General features: G+C 69.4%; 25 protein-coding genes and 1 tRNA gene. 13 read left to right on the plus strand and 13 right to left on the minus strand.

The genetic code is table 11. From position 1 onward, the window contains the following. The first annotated feature begins 44 nt into the window (after positions 1-44). The 4 genes from murJ to ACW17W_RS14905 all read left to right on the plus strand — a co-directional run bounded on the left by murJ (position 45) and on the right by ACW17W_RS14905 (position 4,025). Positions 45-1,643, plus strand: coding sequence for a murein biosynthesis integral membrane protein MurJ (gene murJ, locus ACW17W_RS14890; RefSeq protein WP_492077697.1), 1,599 nt, complete (start codon positions 45-47; stop codon positions 1,641-1,643). Between the two features lie 69 nt (positions 1,644-1,712). Continuing rightward, on the plus strand, positions 1,713-2,750 hold the full coding sequence (gene trpS, locus ACW17W_RS14895; protein WP_492077699.1) for a tryptophan--tRNA ligase: 1,038 nt from the start codon (positions 1,713-1,715) through the stop codon (positions 2,748-2,750). Positions 2,751-2,823: 73 nt separating this feature from the next. Next, positions 2,824-3,516 (plus strand): GNAT family N-acetyltransferase, encoded by a 693-nt coding sequence (locus ACW17W_RS14900; RefSeq protein ID WP_492077701.1) that lies wholly within the window; start codon positions 2,824-2,826, stop codon positions 3,514-3,516. A gap of 44 nt (positions 3,517-3,560) precedes the next feature. After that, positions 3,561-4,025 (plus strand): OsmC family protein, encoded by a 465-nt coding sequence (locus tag ACW17W_RS14905; RefSeq protein WP_492077703.1) that lies wholly within the window; start codon positions 3,561-3,563, stop codon positions 4,023-4,025. Here the strand turns inward: ACW17W_RS14905 and ACW17W_RS14910 are convergent. Then, complete coding sequence (locus tag ACW17W_RS14910) at positions 4,022-4,780, minus strand: dienelactone hydrolase family protein (RefSeq protein ID WP_492077705.1); 759 nt, start codon at positions 4,778-4,780, stop codon at positions 4,022-4,024. The genes ACW17W_RS14905 and ACW17W_RS14910 overlap by 4 nt on opposite strands. Before the next feature lie 338 nt (positions 4,781-5,118). Between ACW17W_RS14910 and ACW17W_RS14915 the strand changes: the two genes are divergently transcribed. Then, the gene (locus ACW17W_RS14915) at positions 5,119-5,838 is read left to right on the plus strand and encodes an SOS response-associated peptidase family protein (protein ID WP_492077707.1); all 720 of its coding nucleotides are present in this window, start codon (positions 5,119-5,121) and stop codon (positions 5,836-5,838) included. 287 nt (positions 5,839-6,125) lie between these two features. Here the strand turns inward: ACW17W_RS14915 and ACW17W_RS14920 are convergent. From ACW17W_RS14920 to hemC, 3 genes are all read right to left on the minus strand, one after another. Further along, positions 6,126-6,201, minus strand: a tRNA-Thr gene (locus ACW17W_RS14920). Positions 6,202-6,242: 41 nt separating this feature from the next. After that, positions 6,243-6,896 (minus strand): uroporphyrinogen-III synthase, encoded by a 654-nt coding sequence (locus tag ACW17W_RS14925; RefSeq protein ID WP_492077709.1) that lies wholly within the window; start codon positions 6,894-6,896, stop codon positions 6,243-6,245. Between the two features lie 62 nt (positions 6,897-6,958). Further along, on the minus strand, positions 6,959-7,909 hold the full coding sequence (hemC, locus tag ACW17W_RS14930) for a hydroxymethylbilane synthase (protein ID WP_492077711.1): 951 nt from the start codon (positions 7,907-7,909) through the stop codon (positions 6,959-6,961). A 47-nt stretch (positions 7,910-7,956) separates the two neighbouring features. Between hemC and tsaD the strand changes: the two genes are divergently transcribed. The 3 genes from tsaD to ACW17W_RS14945 all read left to right on the plus strand — a co-directional run bounded on the left by tsaD (position 7,957) and on the right by ACW17W_RS14945 (position 10,745). Beyond that, on the plus strand, positions 7,957-9,159 hold the full coding sequence (tsaD, locus tag ACW17W_RS14935; protein ID WP_492077713.1) for a tRNA (adenosine(37)-N6)-threonylcarbamoyltransferase complex transferase subunit TsaD: 1,203 nt from the start codon (positions 7,957-7,959) through the stop codon (positions 9,157-9,159). A gap of 56 nt (positions 9,160-9,215) precedes the next feature. Continuing rightward, the gene (locus tag ACW17W_RS14940) at positions 9,216-10,214 is read left to right on the plus strand and encodes an NAD(P)H-dependent glycerol-3-phosphate dehydrogenase (RefSeq protein ID WP_492077715.1); all 999 of its coding nucleotides are present in this window, start codon (positions 9,216-9,218) and stop codon (positions 10,212-10,214) included. Between the two features lie 150 nt (positions 10,215-10,364). After that, positions 10,365-10,745, plus strand: a complete 381-nt coding sequence (locus tag ACW17W_RS14945) for a Rieske (2Fe-2S) protein (protein ID WP_492077716.1) — start codon at positions 10,365-10,367, stop codon at positions 10,743-10,745. A 3-nt stretch (positions 10,746-10,748) separates the two neighbouring features. Here ACW17W_RS14945 and ACW17W_RS14950 read toward each other — a convergent pair whose 3' ends face one another. The 5 genes from ACW17W_RS14950 to ACW17W_RS14970 are packed head-to-tail and all read right to left on the minus strand — an operon-like array spanning position 10,749 to position 15,404. After that, positions 10,749-11,252, minus strand: coding sequence for a phasin (locus ACW17W_RS14950; protein WP_492077718.1), 504 nt, complete (start codon positions 11,250-11,252; stop codon positions 10,749-10,751). A 50-nt stretch (positions 11,253-11,302) separates the two neighbouring features. Then, positions 11,303-12,052 carry a creatininase family protein gene (locus tag ACW17W_RS14955; RefSeq protein WP_492077720.1) on the minus strand — a complete coding sequence of 250 codons (750 nt, stop codon included), beginning with the start codon at positions 12,050-12,052 and terminating at the stop codon, positions 11,303-11,305. A gap of 45 nt (positions 12,053-12,097) precedes the next feature. Then, positions 12,098-12,691, minus strand: a complete 594-nt coding sequence (locus ACW17W_RS14960) for a TetR/AcrR family transcriptional regulator (protein ID WP_492077722.1) — start codon at positions 12,689-12,691, stop codon at positions 12,098-12,100. 5 nt (positions 12,692-12,696) lie between these two features. Beyond that, complete coding sequence (locus tag ACW17W_RS14965; protein ID WP_492077724.1) at positions 12,697-14,310, minus strand: DHA2 family efflux MFS transporter permease subunit; 1,614 nt, start codon at positions 14,308-14,310, stop codon at positions 12,697-12,699. Continuing rightward, complete coding sequence (locus ACW17W_RS14970; protein WP_492077726.1) at positions 14,307-15,404, minus strand: HlyD family secretion protein; 1,098 nt, start codon at positions 15,402-15,404, stop codon at positions 14,307-14,309. Before ACW17W_RS14970 ends, ACW17W_RS14965 begins: the two co-directional genes overlap by 4 nt. A gap of 119 nt (positions 15,405-15,523) precedes the next feature. On the opposite strand from ACW17W_RS14970, the gene ACW17W_RS14975 reads away from it, so the two are divergent. Both ACW17W_RS14975 and nth read left to right on the plus strand, forming a co-directional pair. Beyond that, positions 15,524-16,804 (plus strand): flavin monoamine oxidase family protein, encoded by a 1,281-nt coding sequence (locus ACW17W_RS14975; protein WP_492077728.1) that lies wholly within the window; start codon positions 15,524-15,526, stop codon positions 16,802-16,804. Then, on the plus strand, positions 16,804-17,535 hold the full coding sequence (gene nth / locus ACW17W_RS14980) for an endonuclease III (protein WP_492077730.1): 732 nt from the start codon (positions 16,804-16,806) through the stop codon (positions 17,533-17,535). Before ACW17W_RS14975 ends, nth begins: the two co-directional genes overlap by 1 nt. Positions 17,536-17,585: 50 nt before the next feature. Here the strand turns inward: nth and ACW17W_RS14985 are convergent, their stop codons facing one another. Beyond that, positions 17,586-18,461, minus strand: coding sequence for an ATP-grasp domain-containing protein (locus ACW17W_RS14985; protein ID WP_492077732.1), 876 nt, complete (start codon positions 18,459-18,461; stop codon positions 17,586-17,588). A gap of 101 nt (positions 18,462-18,562) precedes the next feature. Between ACW17W_RS14985 and ACW17W_RS14990 the strand changes: the two genes are divergently transcribed. Next, positions 18,563-19,576 (plus strand): adenosine kinase, encoded by a 1,014-nt coding sequence (locus ACW17W_RS14990; protein ID WP_492077733.1) that lies wholly within the window; start codon positions 18,563-18,565, stop codon positions 19,574-19,576. A gap of 113 nt (positions 19,577-19,689) precedes the next feature. On the opposite strand, the gene ACW17W_RS14995 is transcribed toward ACW17W_RS14990, so the two are convergent. The 3 genes from ACW17W_RS14995 to ACW17W_RS15005 all read right to left on the minus strand — a co-directional run bounded on the left by ACW17W_RS14995 (position 19,690) and on the right by ACW17W_RS15005 (position 21,241). Then, entirely contained in the window at positions 19,690-20,310 is a 621-nt protein-coding gene (locus ACW17W_RS14995) for a Smr/MutS family protein (protein ID WP_492077735.1), read from the minus strand. Positions 20,311-20,328: 18 nt separating this feature from the next. Further along, a complete protein-coding gene (locus ACW17W_RS15000) occupies positions 20,329-20,571 on the minus strand; it encodes a helix-turn-helix domain-containing protein (protein WP_492077737.1) in 243 nt (80 codons plus the stop codon). Positions 20,572-20,650: 79 nt separating this feature from the next. Beyond that, positions 20,651-21,241, minus strand: a complete 591-nt coding sequence (locus tag ACW17W_RS15005; protein WP_492077739.1) for a DUF2975 domain-containing protein — start codon at positions 21,239-21,241, stop codon at positions 20,651-20,653. A gap of 548 nt (positions 21,242-21,789) precedes the next feature. Between ACW17W_RS15005 and rdgB the strand changes: the two genes are divergently transcribed. Next, entirely contained in the window at positions 21,790-22,386 is a 597-nt protein-coding gene (rdgB, locus tag ACW17W_RS15010) for an RdgB/HAM1 family non-canonical purine NTP pyrophosphatase (protein ID WP_492077740.1), read from the plus strand. Next, entirely contained in the window at positions 22,379-23,536 is a 1,158-nt protein-coding gene (gene hemW, locus ACW17W_RS15015) for a radical SAM family heme chaperone HemW (protein WP_492077742.1), read from the plus strand. The genes rdgB and hemW overlap by 8 nt, the downstream gene beginning before the upstream one ends. Positions 23,537-23,546: the final 10 nt, after the last annotated feature.

A 23,546-nucleotide genomic window follows, 5' to 3' on the forward strand; every position in this document is an offset into this window, starting at 1 on the left:
GTCGCCGTCGTCCGGAACGAGATCGACCCGATGAGCTCCCTGTCATGAGTCTGGCGCGCAACACCTTGGTCCAGTCGGGTCTGACGCTGGGAAGCCGTGTTCTGGGGTTTGCGCGCGACCTGGCCCTGTCCGCCAACTTCGGTCAGGGCGCCCTGATGGACGTCTGGGCCACGGCCCTGATGCTGCCCAATCTGTTCCGCCGTCTGTTCGCCGAGGGCGCCTTCGCCCAGGCCTTCGTGCCCATCTATGGCGCCGCCCGGGCCCGCGAGGGGGAAGAGGCCGCCGCCGTTACGGCGTCCGAGGCCGTCAGCTTCATCTTCGCCGTTGTCGCCGCCTTCTGCATCCTGATGCAGGTCGCCATGCCGTGGATCATGCCCTGGCTGCTGTCGGCCTGGCGTCAGGATGCAGAGGTGATGCGCGTCGCCGTGATCGCGACCCAGCTGGCCATGCCCTACCTGGCCTGTATGACCATCGCCTCCCTGTTGTCAGGGGTGCTGAACACCGGCGGCCGGTTCGCCCTGTCGGCGGCGGTCCCGGTGTTCCTGAACCTGTGCACCCTCGCGCCCCTGATCGGCGGGAGGTTCCTGGACGCCGGGCCGGCGACCATCCTGCTGGCGACCAGCGCGGCGGTGACCGTCTCGGGCGTGGTTCAGGCGGGTCTGTTGTGGTGGGGGGTGCAGCGCCTGGGCGTCCGCATCCGGCTGGGCCTGCCGCGCCTCACGCCTGCGGTGAAACACACCCTCGCCCTCGCCATCCCCGGCGCGCTGGCGGGCGGGGCGATGCAGGTCAATTCCGTCGTCTCACAGGTCCTGACCGGGTCGGACGAGGGCGCCCGTTCGGTGCTCTACAATGCCGACAGGCTTTACCAGCTGCCGCTGGGGCTGGTCGGGGTGGCCATCGGTCTGGCCCTGGTGCCGCGGCTGACGCGGGCCTTCGTCGTGGGCGATCATGAGGGCGGGCAGAAGACGCTGGACGACGGCTTCACCCTGGCCATGGCCTTCACCCTGCCGGCCGCCGTGGCCCTGTTCGTCATGCCCTTCTTCATCATCGACGCCACGGTGACGCGCGGCGCCTTCACCTCGGCGGATGCGGCCCGGACCGCCGACGCCCTGAGACAGTTCGCCTGGGGCGTGCCGGCCTTTGTCCTGGCCAAGGTTCTGACCCCGCCCTTCTTCGCCCGTCAGGACACGCGGCGACCGATGATCTTCGCCGTCAGCGCGGTGGTGTTCACCGTCATCGCCGGGGCCGGCCTGTTCTACCTGTTCCGCGCGCGCGGTATCGACGGCGTGCTGGGTCTGGCCATCGCCACCAGCCTCTCGGCCTGGCTGAACGTCGCCCTTCTGGGCGGGACGCTGATGCGCGAACGGACCTGGCGTCCGTCGCCGCGCTTCCTGTCCCGGCTGGCCCGTGTGCTGGCGGCCAGCGGGGTCATGGCGGCGGGGCTGTTCGCCGCCAGCGTCCACTATCCCCCGCTGGCCCGGTGGCTGTTGACCAAGGAGATCGCCGTCCTGGCGGTCTGCGCTCTGGGCGCCGTCGTCTATGGCGTCTGCCTTTTCGCCTTCCGCGCCGTCAGCCCGTCCGAGCTGAAGGCGGCGCTGAAACGCGAACCGGGAGCGGCCCCGTCGTCCACGGGATTGGATTGATGGTTCCGGCGCGCTCAATGCGCATGCCGCGCCTTGCCCTGATGGGCTGACTGGGGCATTGCGCTGGCCATGTCCGAGACCGATACCCCCGTCTATTCCGGCCCGCGCCGCATCCTTTCCGGCATCCAGGCCTCCGGCGCCCTGCATCTGGGCAACTATCTGGGGGCGCTGAAGCGGTTCACCGAACTCCAGGACGGAGGTGCGCCCACCTTCGTCTTCGTCGCCGACATGCACGCCATCACCGTCTGGCAGGACCCGGCCCTGCTGACGGCCCAGACCCGCGAGATCGCCGCCGCCTATCTGGCCTCGGGCCTGGATCCGGCGAAGTCGGTCATCTTCCCGCAGTCGGCCGTACGCGCCCATGCCGAACTGGCCTGGATCTTCAACTGCGTCGCCCGCCTCGGCTGGCTGGACCGGATGACCCAGTTCAAGGAGAAGTCGGGCAAGCACAAGGAGCGCTCGTCCGTCGGCCTCTATACCTATCCGGTGCTCCAGGCGGCCGATATCCTGCTGTACAAGGCCACCGAGGTGCCGGTCGGCGAGGACCAGAAACAGCATCTGGAGTTGACCCGCGACATCGCCGCCAAGTTCAACACCGACTTCGCTGCGCCCGGCTATTTCCCCCTGCCCGAACCCCTGATCCAGGGGCCGGCGACGCGGGTGATGAGCCTGCGCGACGGAACGGCCAAGATGTCCAAGTCCGATCCCTCGGACCAGTCGCGCATCAACCTGACCGACGACGCCGACGCCATCGCCGCCAAGATCCGCAAGTCAAAGACCGACATGGGCGTCATGCCCGCGCCCGGCGAGAACCTCGACGACCGGCCCGAGGTCCGCAACCTGATCGCCATCTATGCGGCCCTGTCCGACAGGACGCGCGACGAGGTCACGGCCGAGTTCGCCGGCCAGGGCTTCGGCGCCTTCAAGCCGGCCCTGGCCGATCTGGCGGTCTCTTCGCTGGCCCCCGTCACCGCCGAGATGCGCCGCCTGATGGACGATCCGGCAGAGATCGACCGGGTGCTGAAGGATGGCGCCGAGCGCGCGGCCGCCGTCGCCGACCCGGTCGTGGACGAGGTGAAGAAGATCGTGGGCTTCTGGCGCAGCTGATCCGCTCGCGGTCTTCGGACCCCGCGTTCGGCCGGCCGTTTCGTCCGCCGTCGCGCCCGGCTAGAATCCCGGCATGAGCCATCCTCTCGACCGCGCCGTCTGGAACGCCCTGACCACACGTCTGTCGGCGTTCGCCACCCCGGACCCGGGCTCTGGCGCCGTTCGCATCGACCCGGAGGTCGGGGTCTTCCTGGCCGCCCGCGATGGCTCTCCGGCCAGCGTCGCCGCCCTCACCGACCTGGCCCGACGCTATCCCGGGGCAGGCCTGATCGAACGCGACGGCGCCCCGGCGGCCGAGGTCCTGCCTGCCGGACTGGCCGTCGACCAGCACATCCCTCTGGTCCAGATGATGGCCACGGACCTCACGCCGGGCGGTCCAGACCTCGCCTTTGAGGTCCTTTCCGAGGCGGACGCCGAGGCCATGCTGACCCTGGCGACCCTGACCCGTCCCGGCCCGTTCCGGTCGGCGACACACCGACTCGGCCCCTTCATCGGGGTGAAGCGGGACGGCCAGCTGATCGCCATGGCCGGCCGCCGCCTTCGGCTGGACGGCTTCACCGAGCTGAGCGGCGTCTGCACCCATCCCGATCACCGGGGTCGCGGCCTGGCGGCGGGACTGTCACGCGCGATCGTCAGCGACATCCTCGCGGCGGGCGAGGCCGCCTTCCTGCACGCCTTTGCCGGACATGACGCCACCATCGCCTTCTATCGCAGCCTGGGCTTCGAGGTGCGGGCGCCGATGCGCTATACGCTGTTGAAGAGCTGAGCGAACAGGGGGCCCCGAACCCCCACCCCGAGAGGATCCGGATCATGAGCGGACACGGCGCGATCATCGAATGGACCCGGGGCGACCAGCCCTTCACCGACCGCAAATACAGTCGGGCCCATGTCTGGACGTTTGACGGGGGCGCCGTCGTGCCGGGATCGTCCTCGCCCCTGAACGTACGCCCGCCCTTGTCAGACCTGTCGGCGGTCGATCCGGAAGAGGCGATGATCGCCAGCCTGTCCAGCTGCCACATGCTGTGGTTCCTGGCCTTCGCCGCCGGCGCCGGTCTGGTGGTCGACCGCTATGTCGACGCCGCGGACGGCGAGATGGGCAGGACCGCCGCCGGCCACAGCTGGCTGGCCCATGTGACCCTGAGGCCCGTCACCACCTTCTCCGGCCGTCAGCCGGATCAGGCTGAGCTGGACCACCTGCATCACCAGGCGCACGAACACTGCGACATGGCCAATTCGGTGAAGACCGAAATCAGCGTCCTGGCTTCACTGGGCTAACCCTTCGGCGTGTTCGGCCCCACGTCGGTCAGAAAGGCCTCGAACCGTCGCAGCGATTCCCCGGTCAGGGCCGGATCATGGCGCATGGGGCCGTTGCCGGTCGGCTCGTCAAAGGCGTGGGTGCCGTCGGCGATCCAGCTCTCGACCTCGACGCCGCAGTTGCGGAGCATGGCGTTGACGACCTCGGCATTCCTGACCGTGGTCAGATGATCCTTGCGCGCGGTCAGGGCCAGAACCCGGGGACAGTGCCGCCACGGCTTCATCCGGTTGAAGGCGAAGGGGCCGATATAGGGATAGGCCAGCCAGGCCGCCTTCACCCCCGACAGATCGACCGAGGCCGGATCCATGACTCCAAAGGCGCCGGGGCGCGGATCGCCGCTCATCATCTCCATGATGGCCCAGCCGCCATGGCTCCAGCCCGCCAGGGCGATCATCGAGGAGTCGACATCGGGCCGGGCTGAAATCCCCTGGATCGCCGCCAGCACGTCGCCGGCCCGTTCATAGCCGCGCAGGGCGAGGCCGGTGCAGACCGTGGTCAGGGTGAAGGCCCGGCTCCAGCCGCGCGGGGCATAGGAATCGATGACGAAGGCCCGCCACCCCGCCGCCCTGGCCGCCTCTGCATAGCGCGGCAGATGCGCTCTCAGCCCGCCGCAGCCGTGCAGGATGATCACCGCCGGACGCGGCCGGTCGTCGTCCGGCCCCGTCACGACCACATGCGGCTCAAGCCAGGTCCAGCGTTCGGCGACGGTCTGCATCCGGCCAGACTAGACCGGTCGCCGCCGGGACGCACGGATGAATGCGAACGGGAAAAGATAATGGCGCCGCTTGGGTGACTCGAACACCTGACCCCCGCACTACGAAATTCTGTCCCTCAATGGCGGGAACTCTGCGACCGCATGGGTTTGGAAGGTCCAATGCCCCCAACAGACTGCGGACCCAACCCCTTCCCGGTCCCGGCTAGAACGGTGATCTGGACGCTTCCACGTAAAGGCGCCCAGATGTGGGAACGCCCTGGAAGCCAGCCTGCGCTATACCGGCAAACAGAGCTCTTCGCCGACTCCACAAACCCTAACCGCCATGCGACCGTCCAGGCATGTGCAACAACTACCGCATCACCAGCCACGAACTGGCGATCCGTCAGCTGGCCGACGCCCTGGCCGGTGATATCGGCAACGGCGGTCCCGACGACGTCTATCCCGACTACTCCGCTCCGATCGTGCGCATGAACGCCGGCGGCGAACGGGAGCTGGCCATGGCGCGCTGGGGCATGCCGATGTCGAAACAGGTGATCTTCCAGGCGGCGACGAAGCGGGCCGACAGGCTGCGGGCCAGGGGCACAGAGTTCGATTTCAACGAGTTGCTGCGCATGGAACCGGACAGCGGCGTCACCAACATTCGCAACACCATGAACGCGGCCGGGAAGCCCAACGCCCACTGGCGACCGTGGCTGGAGGCGCCGAACCGCTGCCTCGTCCCCTTCAATACCTTCAGCGAGCCCGACCAGGACCACACAGGCAGCAAGAAGAAGATCTGGTTCGCCATGGCCGGGGACCAGCCCCTGACCTTCTTCGCCGGCATCTGGACGCCTCACGCCTGCGTCCGGAAGATCAAGACGGGCTGGGAGGCGTTCGACGCCTTCGGCTTCCTGACGACAGAGTCGGCCGAGCCGGTGAAGACCTGGCACGCCAAGGCCATGCCGGTGATCCTGACGACAGGGGAGGAGCGCGACGTCTGGATGCGCGCGCCTTGGGACGAAGCCCGAGCCCTACAGCGGCCGCTTCCGGATGGCGCGCTCACCGTGATCGCCGCCTAGACGCCGGCTGCGCGAGTTGAAAGCTGCGCAATCCGGCCTTCTTGCCAACCCCGCCAACCCCGGCTCCGATCAACCAACGACTCTTGGTATGGCTGGATGCGAAACGGGGGTCGCGCTATCCAGCGTTGGGATAGCTTCCCGATCGCGGGCCGCGACTGCCCCTCAGGCTTACACAGCGTCCAGTCCTGCCGGAAGCTACACCCACGCCGGACCCATGGGACTGCCAATGGAAAAGACCGCTTGGCCCAGAGGCCAGCTATTTCCTTGTCAAAAATCCTCTGGAAAGGTGGTGCCGCTTAGGTGACTCGAACACCTGACCCCCGCATTACGAATGCGATGCTCTACCAGCTGAGCTAAAGCGGCCTTCGGCGCGTGACCGGTCGATCCCGCGCGAGGTCGGCTCTTTATACGGCGGCGGGCGGCTTGCCAAGCGCCGCCTTGAGGGCGGTGAACAGGCCGGCCTCGTCGGGCGTCCGGGCCACATGGACAGAGTCGAACCCGAGCCCCGCCAGGGGTTCGGCGCAGGCCGGCGACAGGGCCAGGGCGGTGCGGCCCGCCGCCTGTCCCCCGGGCAGGCGTGCGGCCAGTTCGCGGGCGGCGCGGGGCGAATGGATCAGGACCATGTCAAACGCGGCGGGCGGCGCGACATCGCTGGCCACGGCCTCATAGACCGGCAGGGGGTGGATCGCCGCCACGCCCTCCAGGCCGCCGGCCAGGTCTCCGGCGGGCTGCAGCGCCCCCGGATGCAACAGGCGCGCGCCTTTCGCTGTCCGGCGGATCAGGGCCGCCAGAGCCGCCACGTCGCCGTCGGCCGAATGGATCGTGGCGAACCCGGCTCCGGAGGCGGCGTGCGCTGTAGCGCGACCCACGGTGAAGACAGACAGGGCGGACAGCGCTGATCCGCCGCGCGAGGGGGAAACCAGGTCCATGAAGGCCTTGACCCCGTTGGCGCTGGTGAAGACCAGACCGTCGAACCCGGCGAGGCGCGGCAGATCAGGCCTGAGCGACCGGAGGACGATCAGGGGAGCGATGACAGGCTGGAGGCCCAGTTCGGCCATGCGGGCGGCGGTGCGCGCGGCGCCGGGCCGGGCGCGGGTGACCCAGACTTTCAGGCCCGGGGTCAGGCCTCGACCTGCTGGTCGCCGGCGGCGGCGTGAACCGCCTGGCCCAGACGTTCGCCGAGGATCCGGGCGGCGGCTTCGGCGTCGCTCGACCCGGCCGCGACCAGGGTTCCCGACCGGCGCCAGCGGGTCGAGCCGTCGGGCGCCAGCATCTCGGTGGTCAGGGTCAGGACGCCGTCGTCGAGACGGGCGTGGGCGCCGACCGCGGTGCGGCATGACCCCTCCAGCGCCACCATGGCCCCGCGTTCGGCGGCCACGGCCAGGGCGGTCATGGGATGGTTGAGGGCCGCCACCCAGTCCGCGCCGGTCTCGCCTTCGCGCGTCTGGAGCGCCAGGGCCCCCTGTCCCGGGGCCGGGAGAAAGTCGTCCAGCGACAGTCGTTCGCGAATGACCTCTGACAGACCCAGCCGGTTGAGCCCCGCCGTCGCCAGCAGGATGGCGTCGAAATCCCCCTCGGCCTGACGTTTCAACCGGGTGTCGACATTGCCGCGCAGCATCTCGATCTTCAGATCGGGCCGCAGGGCCAGGGCCTGGGCCTGGCGCCTGAGACTGGCGGTGCCGAGGCGAGCGCCGTGAGGCAGGTCGGCGAAGGTCGCATGGTGGGTGGAGATGAAGGCGTCCGAGGCATCCTCGCGCTCGGGGATGGCGGCGAGGGTCAGTCCCGGCGGCTGTTCGGCCGGGACGTCCTTCATCGAATGGACCGCCAGGTCGATGCGGCCGTCCAGCAGGGCCTCCTCGATCTCCCTGGTGAACAGGGCCTTGCCGCCGATCTCCAGCAGACGGCGGTCCTGCACCCGGTCGCCCGTGGTGACGATCTCGACCAGTGGCACGGCCTCGAGCGGCAGGTCCATGGCGGCGGCGATCGCGCGCTGCATCATGCCCGACTGGGCCAGCGCCAGTTTCGAGCGGCGGGTGCCGATGCGCAGGACGGGGGAGACGGAGGAGGACATCAGGCGTTGCACAGCCGGTTGGGGGTCGCTACCTCGACCCGATGACGATGGGCGCGGACTATAGCAGCGGGACGGACGCGGCAACTGACGCAGGTCAAACCGTCCCGTCGCGGGCGTCCGGTCTGACCGTGCTGGGTCTGGAGACCAGCTGCGACGAGACCGCCGCCTCTGTGGTGCGGCTGTCGGCGGACGGCGTCGCCACCGTCCTGTCCTCGATCGTCCACAGCCAGATCGACGACCATGCGGCCTTCGGCGGGGTGGTGCCCGAGATCGCAGCCCGCAGCCATGTGGAGATGATCGCCGATGTCGCCGCCCGGGCCATGGCGGAGGCCGGGCTGGACTATGCCGCTCTGGACGGGGTGGCGGCGACCGCCGGTCCGGGTCTGGTGGGCGGCGTGATGGTCGGCCTCAGCTTCGGCAAGGCCGCCGCCCTGGCGCGGGGCCTGCCGTTCGTGGGGGTCAATCATCTGGAGGGTCATGCCGTCTCGGCGCGACTTGGCCGGCCGGTGGCCTATCCCTTCCTGCTGCTGCTGGTCTCGGGCGGCCATTGCCAGTTGCTGGAGGTGCGCGGCATCGGCGACATGAGCCGGCTGGGCACCACCATCGACGATGCGGCGGGCGAGGCCTTCGACAAGATCGCCAAGGCCATGGGGCTGGGCTATCCGGGCGGGCCGGCGCTGGAAAAGCTGGCGATGACGGGCGACGGATCGCGCTTCGACCTGCCGCGCGCCCTGCTGGGCCGCAAGGACTGCGACTTCTCCTTCTCGGGTCTGAAGACCGCCGCCTCCCGTCTGGCCCAGACCTGCAGGACGGATCAGGACCGGGCCGATCTGGCCGATGCGGTGCAGACCGCCATCGCCCGCCAGCTGTCGGAGCGGTCAGCGCGGGCCATGGACCCTTTCAAGACCGACATCGCCCTCAAGCAGCCGGGCGCGGACTCGCTCAAACATGGGCGTGAGGCGTCAGGGCGCCCTCTTTTTGTCGTCGCCGGAGGCGTGGCCGCCAACAGGACCGTGCGCGCCGTGCTGGAAAAGACAGCGGCCGACCACGGGTTCGACTTCCTCGCCCCGCCCATGGCCTGGTGCACCGACAATGCGGCGATGATCGCCCTGGCGGGCGCCGAGCGGCTGGCCCTGGGCCTGACCTCGGACATCGATATGGCGGCGCGGCCGCGATGGCCGCTGGACGAAGCGCGCGCCCTGGCCGATCCTGTCCATGCGAAGGCGGGCCGCAAGGGCGCCAAGGCCTAGCCTCACGCACACCCGCTCGGCGAACGAAACGTTGGGCAATAAAGAGGAACGACGGCATGAATTTCCGCTCCGCAGGGGTGATCGGCGCCGGCGCCTGGGGCACGGCCCTGGCCCAGGTGACCGGCTGGGCCGGTCTGGACACCCTGTTGCAGGCGCGTGAGCCCGAGGTGGTCGAGAGCATCCGCGCCCACCGGATCAATGAGGCCTTCCTGCCGGCGGTGACGTTGGACGATCATGTGAAGGTGACGCCGGACCTGGCCGATCTGGCCGGATGCGACATGGTTCTGGCCGTGCCCCCGGCCCAGCATCTGAGGGGGGTGATGCGGGCCTTCGCCCCCCACTACCGGCCGGGCACGCCCATTGTGCTGTGCGCCAAGGGGATCGAGCGCGGCTCGCTGAAACTGATGACCCAGGTGCTGGCGGAAGAGATCCCCGGCGCCACGGTCGCGGTCCTGTCCGGGCCCAGCTTCGCCTCGGACGTGGCGCGCGGCCTGCCGACGGCGGTGACCCTGGCCTGCGAGGACGCCGATCTGGGCGAAGGCCTGATGCAGGCCCTGTCGGCGCCGGGCTTCCGGCCCTATCTGGCGACCGACCTGATCGGGGCCGAGGCGGGCGGGGCGTTGAAGAACGTCCTGGCCATCGCCTGCGGCATCGTCGAGGGCCGTGAACTGGGCCGCAGCGCCCACGCCGCCCTGATCACGCGGGGCTTTGCCGAAATGACCCGGCTGGCCGTGGCCCTGGGCGGGAAGGCCGAAACCGTGTCGGGTCTGTGCGGTCTGGGCGATCTGGTCCTGACCTGCTCCAGCCCGATGTCGCGCAATATGAGCCTGGGCCTCGCCCTCGGTCAGGGACAGAGCGTCGAACAGGCCCTGGCCGGCAAACGCTCGGTCGCAGAGGGCTATGAGAGCGCCCCCGCCGTGCGCGAACTGGCGCGCCGCCTGAACGTCGAGACCCCCATCTGCGAAGCCGTAGCGGCGGTTCTGGCCGGCGAGACCACGGTCGATCAGGTCATCGAGCGCCTGCTGTCCCGCCCGCTGAAGGTCGAGCGGGACTAGTGTTTCAGGTTTCCGCTCATCCCCGCGAAAGCGGGGACCCAGTGCTTTCGTGGGGCGCTGGGCATGAGATCAACAGCAACGACAGACGGGATTCGATGCGTCGCCCAAAGATCTGGGTCCCCGCTTTCGCGGGGATGAGCGGAATTGTGCATGTCTGACGCCCCTGCCCCCACAGAGCGTAAACGCGTCTGGATCACGCCGCCGAACGTGGCCCTGTGCGCCCATGACGACATCGCCGAGCCGGGGTCGCGCGGTTTTGTGTTGCAGATCGGCGAGGCCTTCTTCCACGGCTTCGTGGTGCGCAAGAACGGCGAGACGGCGGGCTGGGTCGATCGCTGTCCCCACGCAGGCTTTCCCATCGCCATGGAGCTGGACCGCTATCTGACGCCGGACGGATCGCTGATCCTGTGCGGCTGGCACGGCGCGGTGTTCGAACCGATCACCGGCGCCTGCGTCGGCGGGCCGTGTGCGGGGGGGAAACTGACGCCCTGGCCGGTCAAGGTCGAGAACGGGATCGTCCGGACGGCCTGACGCCTACTTCTTCAACCGCTTGGCATTAGCGACAGCCGTGTCGTGGATCGGCTTCATGGCCTCGGCCTGGGCCTTGAGAATCTCGGTGTTCAGGGCCAGGGCCTGGGCTGTCGCGCGGCCCCACCAGCCCAACGCCCATGCGGACTGGGCGGCGGCGAAGGCGGCGGGGGTAGCGGCCGTGGTCATGGCCGAGGCGGCGCGCCCCGCCTGTTGCAGTTCGTCGGCGGCCGAACGGGACAGGCGTTCGCCGATCTCCCCCAGGCTACGGGTCATGGCGGCGGCCGAGGCCGAGGCGGCCTGCATCTTCTCGGCGCTCATCAGCGAGATTTCGGTCAGGTCGGCCTTGCCCGGATCGACGAGGCCGGCGGTCAGGATGTCCATGCGGGCGGCGATGACGTCGCTAGCCGCCTGCATCATGGCCCCGCCGGCGACGGCCGTGTCGGTGGCCGTTCGCGCGTTGCGCGCCACCGTGCGACTGTCGGTCAGGAAGGTGTCGAGCAGGGTCATACCCTGATGATACGGAGAGGCCATGCGACAGCGATGGACCCGGCAGGTCCCTACGGCAAGACCTCGTCCGCGAAATCGGCCACATCGCGCAGCAGGGCCGGCACGGCGGCGTCGATGATCGTCTGGCCCTTCTCCGGGCTGGCCTGGGCCGGGTCGGAGCCGATCCGCCCGTCGGGGAAGCGGGCGCGGTAGTCGAGCGCGTCGCGGATCGGGCCGCTGGGCGCGATCTGCGGGCTGTACGGCGCCGACTTGATATGGTCGGGATAGGCCGCCTGGGTCACGGCGATCTCGGAGGGGGTGGCGTGCATGCCGTGTCCGGTCGGGAACAGGCGGTTGCACAGGCTGTGCACGCCCGGCAGGTCCCACCAGTTCCGCAGCTTCAGCACCATCGGCGGCTGCTCTTCGACAAAGGACCATTCCGCATAGATCTCGCTGAAGGTCGCCTCGATGGTGGCGACATTGCCGCCGTGGCCATTGAGGAAATAGATCCGCTCGAAGCCGTGACGGCTCAGCGACGAGACCCAGTCGGTGATGGCGGCCATGAAGGTCGAGGGGCGCAGGGAAATCGTGCCGGCAAAGGCCAGGTGATGCTGGGCCATGCCGATGTTGAAGGTCGGGGCCACGATCAGGCTGTCGTCGGCCCGCTCCGCCGCATGGGCGATGATCTCGGGGCACAGCCAGTCGGTGCCCAGCAGCCCGGTCGGGCCGTGCTGCTCGTTGGAGCCGATGGGGACGACGATGGTTTTTGTCGTCTTCACACGCGCGTCGATCTCGGGCCAGGACGACAGGTGGATCAGCATGGCGGGCGCTCCTCGATACGACCACGCCGGTCTAGGCCGGTTCGCTCAGGCGGAAAAGGCGCGGATGAAGCGGACGGCGGCGTCGCGCGCCTTGGTCTCGGCCAGGATGGACGGCTGGGCGACGCCCATGAAATGCCTCAGATGGGCATAGCCCAGCACCATGCCGGAGAATATCTCGGCGGCCGCGTCAGGGTCGGCGATCTTCAGTCGCCCGGCCGCGTCCTGCTCTCCCAGCCAGACGGACAGTCGACGCAGGGACTCGCCCGGCCCGCCGTCATAGACGGCTGACGCCATGTCCGGCGCATGAGAGGCCATCAGGGCGACGCCGCGCATCGAGGCGCCCTTGTCCGCGTTCCAGATGCGCTCGATCATGGATCGGGCCAAGGCGGTCAGCACCTCCAGCGGCTCGCCGGCGCCCCGAAGCGGTGCGGTAATGGCGTCCGACCTCTGGCGCGCCAGGGCCCGGGCTATGTCCATCTTGGCCGGAAACCGGTTGTAAAGCGTCTGTTTGGACACCCCGGCGCGCCGTGCGATCTCGGCCATGGAGACGCTGAGGCCGCGCTCGATGAACAGGGCCTGCGCCGCCTCGAGAATGGCTTCGCTCTTGCGGGGATCGATCTGGCCGATGGCTCTGGACATGGCGTCTAGTGAACGTCCATCGGCGGCGCACCGGGCGCAGCCTTCACCGGCTGGGCCAGCAGGGTGACAAAACCGGCGAAGGCGCAGCCGATGGCCAGCATGGCGAAGGCGTCCCCGAACGACAGGGTGGTGGCCTGTCGCAGGAGCATGCCGTGAACCGCCTTCATCGCCGCCGCCTGCGGGTCGATCGAGTCGGCCATCCGCACGGCGATGCCGGCGATCAGATCCTGCATTCCGTTGCTGGTCTGGCTGATCGCCCCGGTCAGCTCCGCCATATGCAGGGCGGTATTGGTCGTCAGGGCGGTATTGAGTATGGCCAGGCCGAAGGCGCCGCCGACATTGCGGCTGAGATTGACCAGACCGGAGGCGTTCTTGATCATATGCGGCGGCAGGGTCGACATGGTCACCTGTTGCGAGGCGATCATGGCGATCATCACCCCCACGCCGCGCAGCGCCTGCACCCCCGCGAACTGCCAGAAGCCCCACTCAGGCGTCACCACATGGGCGTCCCACATGCCCCAGGCGCACAGCATGAAGCCGCCGAACATCAGCAGGCGCGCATCGACCAGCCGCACCAGCCGGCCGGCGAAGGGCGCGGTCAGGAACATCGCGAGGCCCGAGATCACCATGGTCGTTCCGACCTCCGCCGGCGAATAGTCGCGCACCCGGCCGAGGAACAACGGCAGCAGGAAGGTGCCGCCGAACAGGGCCGCACCGACAGTGAAGGTCATCACCACCCCGACCATGAAGTTGCGGTTGGCGAAGGCGCGCAACTCGACGATCGGGTTGCTGTAGCTGAGCGAGCGCCAGACGAAGGCCGGTCCGGTCACCGCCGCCACGGTCGCCAGCAACAGGATCAGATCATCGGCGAACCAGTCATTCTTCGCGCCTTCCTCGAGCACGAACTGCAGACTCATCAGGAAGGTCGCCATCAGGCCCAGGCCCAGCCAGTCGAACCCCTTTGACAGCGACGGATCGCCCTTGTCGAAGTTCGCATAGCGGCCGACCAGAAACAGAACCAGAATGCCCGGCGCGACATTGATGAAGAACAGCCAGCGCCAGCTCAGCCATTCGGTCAGGTGACCGCCCAGGGTCGGGCCGACGGTGGGCGCCAGGGTCACGATCAGCCCCATGACGATGGAGGCGGTGATCCGCTTGTCCGGCGGAAAGGCGGTGAAGGCCACGGCGAAGACGGTGGGGATCATGGCCCCGCCCACAAAGCCCTGAAGCGCGCGGAAAAAGATCATGGTGTCGATGGAGGTCGACAGACCGGTCGCCACGCTCATCAGCAGGAAGCCGGAACAGGACACCAGAAACACCTTCTGCGTGCCCCACAGCCGCGACAGATAGCCCGACAGCGGGATCATCACGACCTCGGGGATCAGATAGGCGGTCTGGATCCAGCTGATTTCGTCGGCCGAGGCGCCGATGCCGGCCTGGATCTGGGGCAGGGAGGCGGCGACGATCTGGATGTCCAGAATCGCCATGAACTGGCCGATGACCATGCCGGCGAAGCCGAGCAACAGGAAGGTCCAGTTGATCGCCGGGGTTTCGCCCGCCGGCGGGGCGCCGGCCGCCGCGCCCGGTGCGACGGCGCCCGGGGCTTCACCCCCTGTCACTGACCCGCGCCCGCCAGCCGGATCTGGCCGGCGGTCTCGGCGAAGCTCGGACCGCCGGGGCTCTTCAGATCGACCTTGACCTCGACCGACAGTCCGGGACGCAGGGCGGGCTCGCCGGCGCGGCGTTCGACGACGATACGAACCGGCACGCGCTGGGTGATCTTGGTGAAGTTGCCGGTGGCGTTCTCGACCGGGATCAGGGCGAATTCCGAACCGGTCGCCGGGGCGAAGCTGTCGATCCGGCCATGCAGGGGCTGGCCCTTGAAGGCGTCGGCCTTGATCTCGACCGTCTGGCCCAGACGCAGCCGGTCCAGCTGGGTCTCCTTGAAGTTGGCGACGACATAGGTCTCGGCCAGGGGCACGATCGACAGCAGCTGGCGGCCCGGCGTCACATACTGGCCGGCCCGAACGCTCCGGGCGCCGACGACCCCGGCGGCCGGGGCGCGGATGACCGTCCGTTCCAGGGCCGTGCGGGCCTCATCCACAGCGGCGCGGGCCTGTTCGACGGCGGCGACGCTCTGGTCCCGGGTCGAGCCCAGCACGGCGGCGGTGCGCTGTTCGGCCGTCAGGGCGGCGCGGGCCTCGGCCACACTGGCCTGGGCGGAGGCGGCGCCGGCCTGTTCGGTCTGGATGCGCTGCTGCGACACCCAGCCCTGTTCGGCCAGCTTGCCGTAGCGATCGACCTGGGCCCGGGCCAGACCCGCCTGGGCCTCGGCCTGGGTCACGGCGGCGGCGCGGGCGGCGACCGTGGCCTGGTCCTGGGCGGCGCGGGCGTCGACATTGCCGACGGCGGCGACGGCGGCGGCGAGGGCGGCCTCGGCCTGGGCCAGCCGGGCCCTCTGGTCGGCGTCATCGAGGCGGACGAGGATCTGGCCAGACTGCACCTGCTGGTTGTCGACCACCAGCACCTCGGACACATATCCGGCCAGTTGCGGGCTGACGAGGGTGGTGTCGGCCTGGACGAAGGCGTTGTCCGTCGCCTCCCACCGCTGCTTGCCCTGCCACCACATCACGCCCCCCACGATCAGGATCAGGGCGACGACGCCGGCGGCGATCAGCGGCAGACGCTTCTTCAAGGCAGACGAGACGGACATGTGCGACCAAATGTAGAGCCCCGGGTTGGGCGGGCTTAAAATGGACATCGCCGTCCAGAAATCAACCGGTTTGTGCGACGCGGGCTACACGTCGTGTTTCGATGTGTAGAACAGGCCGGATGACCTCCCTTCCCTCCTCCATCGATGTCGCCGTCATCGGCGCAGGCGCCGCAGGCGTCGCCGCCGCCCGACGACTGACCCGCGCCGGGGTGGCGTCGGTCGTGCTGGAGGCGCGCGACCGGATCGGCGGCCGGGCCCATTCGGTCTGGACCCAGGGTCATGCGCTGGATCTGGGCTGCGGCTGGCTGCATTCGGCCGATGAGAATGTGCTGGCGACCCTGGGCCGCGAGGCCGGCTTCACCATTGACGAGACCCCGCCGCCCTGGGGTCAGCCCCCGGCCTTTGGCCTCGGGCTGACGCCCGCCGAACAGGCGGAGTTCCGCGACGCCTTCGCCGCTTTCGACGACCGGATCGCGGAATCGGCCGCGAAAGGCGAGGACCGGCCGGCCTCGGACCTGTTCGAGCCGGGTTCGCGCTGGAACGCCCGGATGGACGCCATCTCGGGCGCCCTGAACGGCGCGCGGTTCGCCGAGGTCTCGAGCCTCGACTACGATCGCTACCGTGACACCGGGGTCAACCACCGGGTGGTCGAGGGCTACGGCCGGCTGGTCGAGCGGCTGGGCGCCGACCTGCCTGTCGTCGCCGGTTGCGCGGTCCGCCGGATCGACCGCACGGGTCCCCGCCTGGGGATCGAGACAAGCCGGGGCCGCGTCGAGGCGAAGGCGGTCATCCTGACGGTCCCCACCCCGCTGATCGCGGGTGAGACGATCCGGTTCGATCCGCCCCTGCCCGATCTCGTCGAGGCGGCGGCGGGCGTCCCCCTGGGGCTGGCGTCCAAGGTCCATCTGGCGCTGGACAGGCCGGGAGACTTTCCCGCCGACGGCCAGATCCGCGGCCGGACAGATACGGCCGAGACCGGCGGCTATCACCTGCGTCCGTTCGGCCGGCCGATGATCGAGGCCTGGTTCGGCGGCGATCTGGCACGGGGACTGGAGGCCGAGGGCGAGGCGGCCCTGGTCGATTTCGCCGTCGGCGAACTGGTCGCCCTGCTGGGATCGAACATGCGGCGCCGTCTGGAGCCGCTGGCGGTGTCGATGTGGGGCCGGGAGCCCTGGTCGCGCGGGGCCTGGTCCCACTGTCTGCCCGGCCATGCGGGCGACCGGGCCCGGATGGCGGCGCCGATCGAGAACCGGCTGTTCGTCGCCGGAGAGGCCACCGCCCCCGCCTTCTACGGCACGGCCCACGGCGCCTGGATGGAGGGCGAACGGGCGGCGCTGGAGGCGATGGCGGCCCTCGGCGTCGACCGCTGGGCCTCCGAGCCCCGACCGGAGGAGGCCTGATGGCCCGCCCCGCACGAAAGACGGTGAAGCCCGCCGCCAGACGCCCCGCCGTGATGACGGGCGCCGCCATCCCGACGCTGCGCTGGCCGCCGGACGAGGACCGGGTCGAACAGATTTTCGAACGGCTGGCCCGGGTCATGCCCGAACCGAAGACCGAGTTGAATTTCGCCGATCCCTATACGCTGGTCGTCGCCGTCGCCCTGTCGGCCCAGGCCACCGACGTCTCGGTCAACAAGGCCACGGACCGGCTGTTCGCCGTGGCCGACACCCCGGCGAAGATGCTGGACCTGGGCGAGGCGGGACTGGTCCCCTTCATCGCCTCGATCGGCCTCTACCGGAACAAGGCCAGAAATGTCATCGCCCTGAGCCGGATCGTGCAGGACCAGCACGGCGGGGTCGTGCCCCTGACGCGCGAGGCTCTGCAGGCCCTGCCGGGCGTGGGCCGAAAAACCGCCAGCGTGGTGCTGAACGAACTGGGCATCGAGCCGGCCATCGCCGTGGACACCCATGTGTTCCGCGTCTCGCACCGGCTGGGTCTGGCCAATGCCGCCACGCCGGACAAGGTGGAGGCGCAACTGCACCGGATCGTGCCCGAGGCGTTTCTGCCCAAGGCCCATCACTGGCTGATCCTGCATGGCCGCTATACCTGCACGGCGCGCAAGCCGAACTGCCCCGGCTGCGTGATCTCCGACCTGTGTCCGTCGCGCGCGGGGCTGATGGCGCCGGCCTGACCCGGCCCCCGACCCCCCGGCCCTGTGGCGAGGGGACGTGCGAGCCAGATTCAGCCCGCGGCCAGCCGCGCCCCCACCGCCTCGGCGAAGCCTGCGCCGGCCCGGGGGTCGTTCTTCAGATAGAAGTCCGGCTCGATCAGTTCGGCCTCCATCAGCAGCCATTCGCCCTCGGCGCCCCGCGCCATGTCGATACGGGCGTAGAGCAACGGCTCGTCCACGGCGGCCAGAACCTGTTCGGCCAGGCCCATGGCCGCCTCGGGCGGGGCGACGGTCCGATAGGTCCCGCCGAACTGGACCTGGATGCGAAAATCGCCGGGAACAGGGGTCTTGTTGACCGCGTGGCTGAACCGGCCGCCGAAGAACAGCAGGCTGGTCTCGCCCCCGGTCTCCATTGACGACAGATAGGGCTGGATCATCGCCGGGCCGATCGGGGGGTCGATCAGCGGCTCGCCGCGCCCCAGACGCAGCGTCTTCCACGCGCCGCCCGACACGGTCGGCTTGACCACCACTGTGTCGGTCTCAAGCGCATCAAAGGCCGCAGCGACCTGATCCGCGGTGACGCCATCGCTCCAGATCGTTCGCGGAATGGCCACGCCGCGTGCGCCCAGCCGGCGCAGATAGGTCTTGTCCGAGTTCCAGCCCAACACCGTCGCCGGATTGGCCAGCGGCAGGCCGGCCTCGGTCCAGGTCCGCGTCGCCTGCATCCACCGGCCGTGATCCCGGTGATAGCCCCAGACGATCAGGGGCAGGATCAGCGGATAGTCCCGCAAGCCCGAGGCGTCCTCGATATGATCGACCCAGGGCGTGGCGACCGCCGTGACCCCGGCGCCGGCCAGGGCCGTCTGCAATCGCTCCAGCACGCCCGGCCACTGGCCGGCATAGGACGGGTCGGCGGGGTCGGGGGTCAGCAGGGCGATCCGGGTCATGACCGACCTTTAGCGAACCCGGCCGCTCCGCGCCAATGATCGCATAAGGACATCCTTATGCACTTGGTGACAGGGCCGCCCACGTCCTTTATGGGGCGGGGATGACCCAGAACGCCTCCTCCGCCAAATACGATGTTTGCGCCGTCGGCAACGCCATCGTCGACGTGCTGTCGCCCTGCGACGACGCCTTCCTGACCGGCCAGTCGCTGACCCCCGGCTCGATGCAGCTGGTGGACGAGGCCCAGAGCGCGGCCCTGTACGACGCCATGGCGGCGGGCGTGGAGGCCTCGGGCGGGTCGGCCGGGAACACGGTGGCGGGCGTCGGCTCGTTCGGCGGTCGCGCCGCCTATATCGGCAAGGTCGCGCCCGATATGCTGGGCGAGGTGTTCAGCCACGACATCCGCGCCGCCGGGGTGCATTTCGACACCGCCCCGCTGGTTGACGGCGCCGGCACCGGCCGTTGCCTGATCAATGTCACCCCCGACGGCCAACGCACCATGTGCACCTTCCTCGGCGCCGCCAACCAGCTGGGCGTCGAGGACATCAACACGACCCTGATCGGCGACAGCGCCATCGTCTATCTGGAAGGCTATCTGTTCGACCCGGCCCCGGCCCGCGCCGCCTTCGAGGCCGCCGCCGCCGCCGCCCATGCCGCCGGCCGCAAGGTCGCCATCACCCTGTCCGACACCTTCGTCGTCGCCCGCTGGCGCGCCGAACTGCTGGGCTTCATCGAGACCTCGGCCGACATCGTCCTGGCCAATGAGGGGGAACTGGCCGCCCTGTTCGAGACGGATGATTTCGACGCCGCCGCCGCGAAACTCGCCGCGATCGTCGAACTGGCCGCCGTGACGCGCGGCGAGCACGGCTCGGTCATCATCCGCGGCGATGAGCGGGTCCCGGTCGCGGTCTATCCCGTCGACAAGGTCGTCGACACCACCGGGGCCGGCGACCAGTACGCCGCCGGCTTCCTGCTGGGCGTGGCGCGCGGCCTGCCGCTGGAGGACGCCGGCAAGCTGGGCTCGCTGGCCGCCAGCGAGGTCATCGCCCACTGGGGACCAAGGCCGATGACGTCGCTGGAAGGGTTGGCGAAAGAGGCGGGGCTGGCGCTGGGCTGAGTGATTGGTGATTGGTGATTAGTGACTGCACCGGCGTGTCGTCAGCAGGCGCGGCGCCTGATCCCGCTTGCCACCCAGTCACTAGTCACTGATCACTACTCACCAAGCCCCCCTCATCCCCGCCGGATCGTGACATACAGCGCCCCGTCCCCGCCATGATGCCGGGCGGCGGACGCGAATCCCGACACCACCCCGCGCAACGCCGGCGACTGCAGCCATTCGTGCACCGAGGCGCGGATCACCCCGGTTCCGCCGCGCCGGCCCTGTCCGGTGATGACCAGGACCGCGCCCCAGCCGCGCGCCTGTGCGCCGACCAGGAAGGCGCGCAACTGGTCCTCCGCCTCGAAACGGCCAAAGCCGTGCAGGTCGATCCGTCCCTCGATGGGATCCCGTTCGCGCGACAGACGGCGCTGACGACGCGGCTCCAGCTCTTCCGGCGGCGAACGGCCGTGCACGCGGTGCGCGGTGTGCGGGGCCGGAGCGGCGGACGGTGACGACCCCCGCGGCTTGCCGGCCAGAGTCCCGGAGGACGGCATCGGAAGCCTCGGCCCGACCACCCGGGTCACGGGCGGGACCGGGGGCGGACCCTCCGCCAGGGGCGGGCCGGCGACCGCGATGCGAGGCGCCTTGCGCGGCCGGGCCGGGGTGACCGACCCGGACACCCGCGCCCAGATACGGCGGTCATCCGGCGTCATCGGGCTCGAGGTCCCGTCAGGGCCGGTCTTCTTCTTCATGTCCGGGCCGCGCCCGGATCAGGCGTCGTCATCGTCGTCCGGGGCGGAGGCCTGCGGTCCCGGGGCGTGGACCAGCAGGTCGCCGGGCTGGCAGTTCAGCTCCCGGCACAGGGCGTCCAGGGTCGAAAACCGGATGGCGCGCGCCTTGCCCGTCTTGAGGATCGACAGATTGGCCAGGGTCACCCCGACCCGGTCCGCCAATTCGGTCAGGGACATGCGCCGCTCAAGCAGCACGCGGTCAAGCTGGATGCGAATGGCCATTATGAGTCTCTTTGCGCGCCAGCGCTTGACGCCCGGCGCTTCGGGGCTTGAGCGCGGTTACCGGGAAACGGACAAGGCGTCATATCGTGAGTTCAGATTCGCGTCTCAGACGGGCGCCCTCGCGGAACACCTCGGCGAGGACGAACACCACCAGGACGGAAAAAACCGGGGTCAGCAGGGCGCCGACGCCCTGACGGTCGAACACCCCGGGGGCCAGCCGGGCGGCGACCACGGCCTGGGCGATCCAGACGCCGGCGGTGACCGTGGCCAGGGTCAGGCCGATCTGGCGCAGGCGGCGCACGTTGTCGGGCTGGAACGGGTCGCCGAGGGTCAGGGTGCGAAAGATCTGGCGCAGCTGGCGCAGGATCAAAAGAAATCCCCCGAACCAGGCGCACAGGACGCCAAGCCCAAACAGCACCAGCGGGCGGGTCAGCGCCTGCTGCACCCCGCCCTCATCATTGGAGACGGTCAGATTCAGCCGGTCGATGGGAATGAACAGGGCGATCAGAAGCAGGATCAGCAGCCCCAGGGTGATCAGGGCGAGCAGCACATAGGCGACATCCAGGGCGATCTTCAGCACACTGGAGACCGAGCCGTGGCCGAGGGCGCGCACGGCGCCGGCAAGGGGCGGCCGCGGCAGTCTCGGGAGTGGCAGGGAAGGCAGCCGCATGGCGAACTCGGGACACTCGGATCAGAAAAACGGGAACCGCAACAGACAGGCTGGAAAAAGAAAAGCCGCGCGAGATCCGGCGAACCCCGTCACGGCTTCATTCTTTGCGGTCTTCATGACATTCGTCAAAGCTCCGATATCGTATTCCGCCTCCCCCGGCCAAAGATCCGCCTTGGGGGGACCGGCCTGCGGGGAGTGATGGCGTCAGTATCGGAGGGGTCCTAGAAGGCCTGGACCAGGATGGCGACCATGGCGGTCGGCAGGGCGGCCAGCAGGGCGGCGTTGATCAGCACAGCGCCGATTTTGTCCATGAAGAGCGAGGCGTTCATCGTGTTCATCGTAGTTCTCCTGAGTACGGGACGTTTATGCCCGTTTATGTGATTGCCGCCGGTTAAGGATTGCCGGTTTCCCTTGATCCTTGGAACGGTGCGGCCCCCGTTCGTGAGAACAGAGATAAGACGTGCGATGAAAGAAATCACGTTACTTATCGTTTAACGATATTAAAGTTTGGCAATGGATTGTTACCGCCCCGTGATCAGGACCGGAAAATGAAGCTTATCAAGGGGATGCGTCTGGTTCTGGCCACGCACAACGCCGGCAAGGCGCCCGAAATCGCCGCCCTGCTGGACGGAAATTACGAAATCGTCACGGCGGGGCAGCTGAATTTGCCAGAACCGGCCGAAACCGAGTCCAGTTTTGTCGGCAACGCCATGCTGAAAGCCCGCCACGCGGCCGAACTGTCGGGCGAGGTCGCCCTGGCCGATGACTCGGGCCTGTCGATCATGGCGCTGGACGGGGCGCCGGGTATTTTTTCCGCCCGCTGGGCCGGTCCGGGCAAGGATTTCGCCGTCGCCATCCGCAAGGTGGAGGAACGGCTGGAGGAGACCGGTTCGCCGGACCGCCGGGCCTGGTTCACCTCGGCCCTCGCCGTGGCCTGGCCCGACGGACCCTGCGTCGTGGTGGAAGGGCGGGTGGACGGGACCCTGGTCTTTCCCCCGCGCGGCGACAGCGGCTTCGGCTATGACCCCATCTTCATGCCCGGGGGCGCCGACCTGACCTATGGCGAGATGGACCGGGCCGCGAAGGAGGCCGACAGCCACCGCACCCGCGCCTTCGCCCGGCTGAAGGCGGCCCTGATTGACTGAGACGCCATCCACCGGCCCCGGATCGGATGTCGCCCTCTATGTGCACTGGCCCTATTGCGCCCGCATCTGTCCCTATTGCGATTTCAACGTCGTCAGGGACCGGGGCCGGGATCAGGAACAGGCCGGCCTCGTCTCGGCCATTCTGGCCGATCTGGAGGCCCAGGCGGTGCAGACGGGCCCCCGGCGGCTGGCCTCGATCTTCTTCGGCGGGGGCACGCCGTCGCTGATGGCGCCCGGGGCCGTGGCGGCGGTGATCGACCGGGCGCAGACGCTCTTCAGGCCGCGCGGCCCCATTGAGGTGACGCTGGAGGCCAATCCGACGGACGCCGAGGCCGGCCGGTTCGCCGCCCTGGCCGAGGCCGGGATCAACCGGCTGTCGCTGGGCGTCCAGTCACTGGACGACGCGGCCCTGGCCTTCCTCGGCCGCAACCATTCGGCGGCGGAGGCCCGGCGGGCCATCGCCCTGGCCCTGGCCGCCTTCGATCGCCTGTCGATCGACCTGATCTACGCCCGGCCCGGCCAGACGGTCGCCGACTGGGCCCGGGAGCTGGAGACGGCCGTCGATCTGGGGTTCGAACACGTCTCGCCCTATCAGCTGACCATCGAGCCGACGACCGCCTTCGGGCGGGCCTTCGCGCGCGGGACCCTGGTTCCGCCCGACGAGGATCTGGCCGCCGACCTCTATGAGGCGACGCAGGTGGTGCTGGGGCGGGCCGGGTTCGAGGCCTATGAGGTGTCCAACCATGCGCGCGGCGCCCCGGCGCGGTCGGCGCACAACCTGCATGTCTGGCGCGGCGGCGACTATCTCGGCCTCGGCCCCGGGGCCCATGGCCGGCTGACGCTGGACGGGGTCCGGACCGCGACGGTCGCCCACCGCGCCATCGGCGCCTATGTCGAGGGCGTGGCGGATGGAACGCCCTGGAGCGAGGCGGAACGACAAACCCCGGTCGAGGCCGCCGAGGAGCGGATCCTGCTGGGCCTGCGCACCGTCGAGGGCGCCCGGATCCGGGATCTGGAGACGCTGGGACGGACCGCGCGGACCCCGTCCCTGATCGAGGACGGGTTCCTTACCGTCACCGGCGGCCGGATCGCCGCCACGCCCGCCGGCCGCCCCGTTCTGGATGCGGTGTTGAAGGCCCTTCTGACCTGAGAGGCCAGGG

The organism is Brevundimonas sp. FV1ye29L (assembly GCF_058681095.1).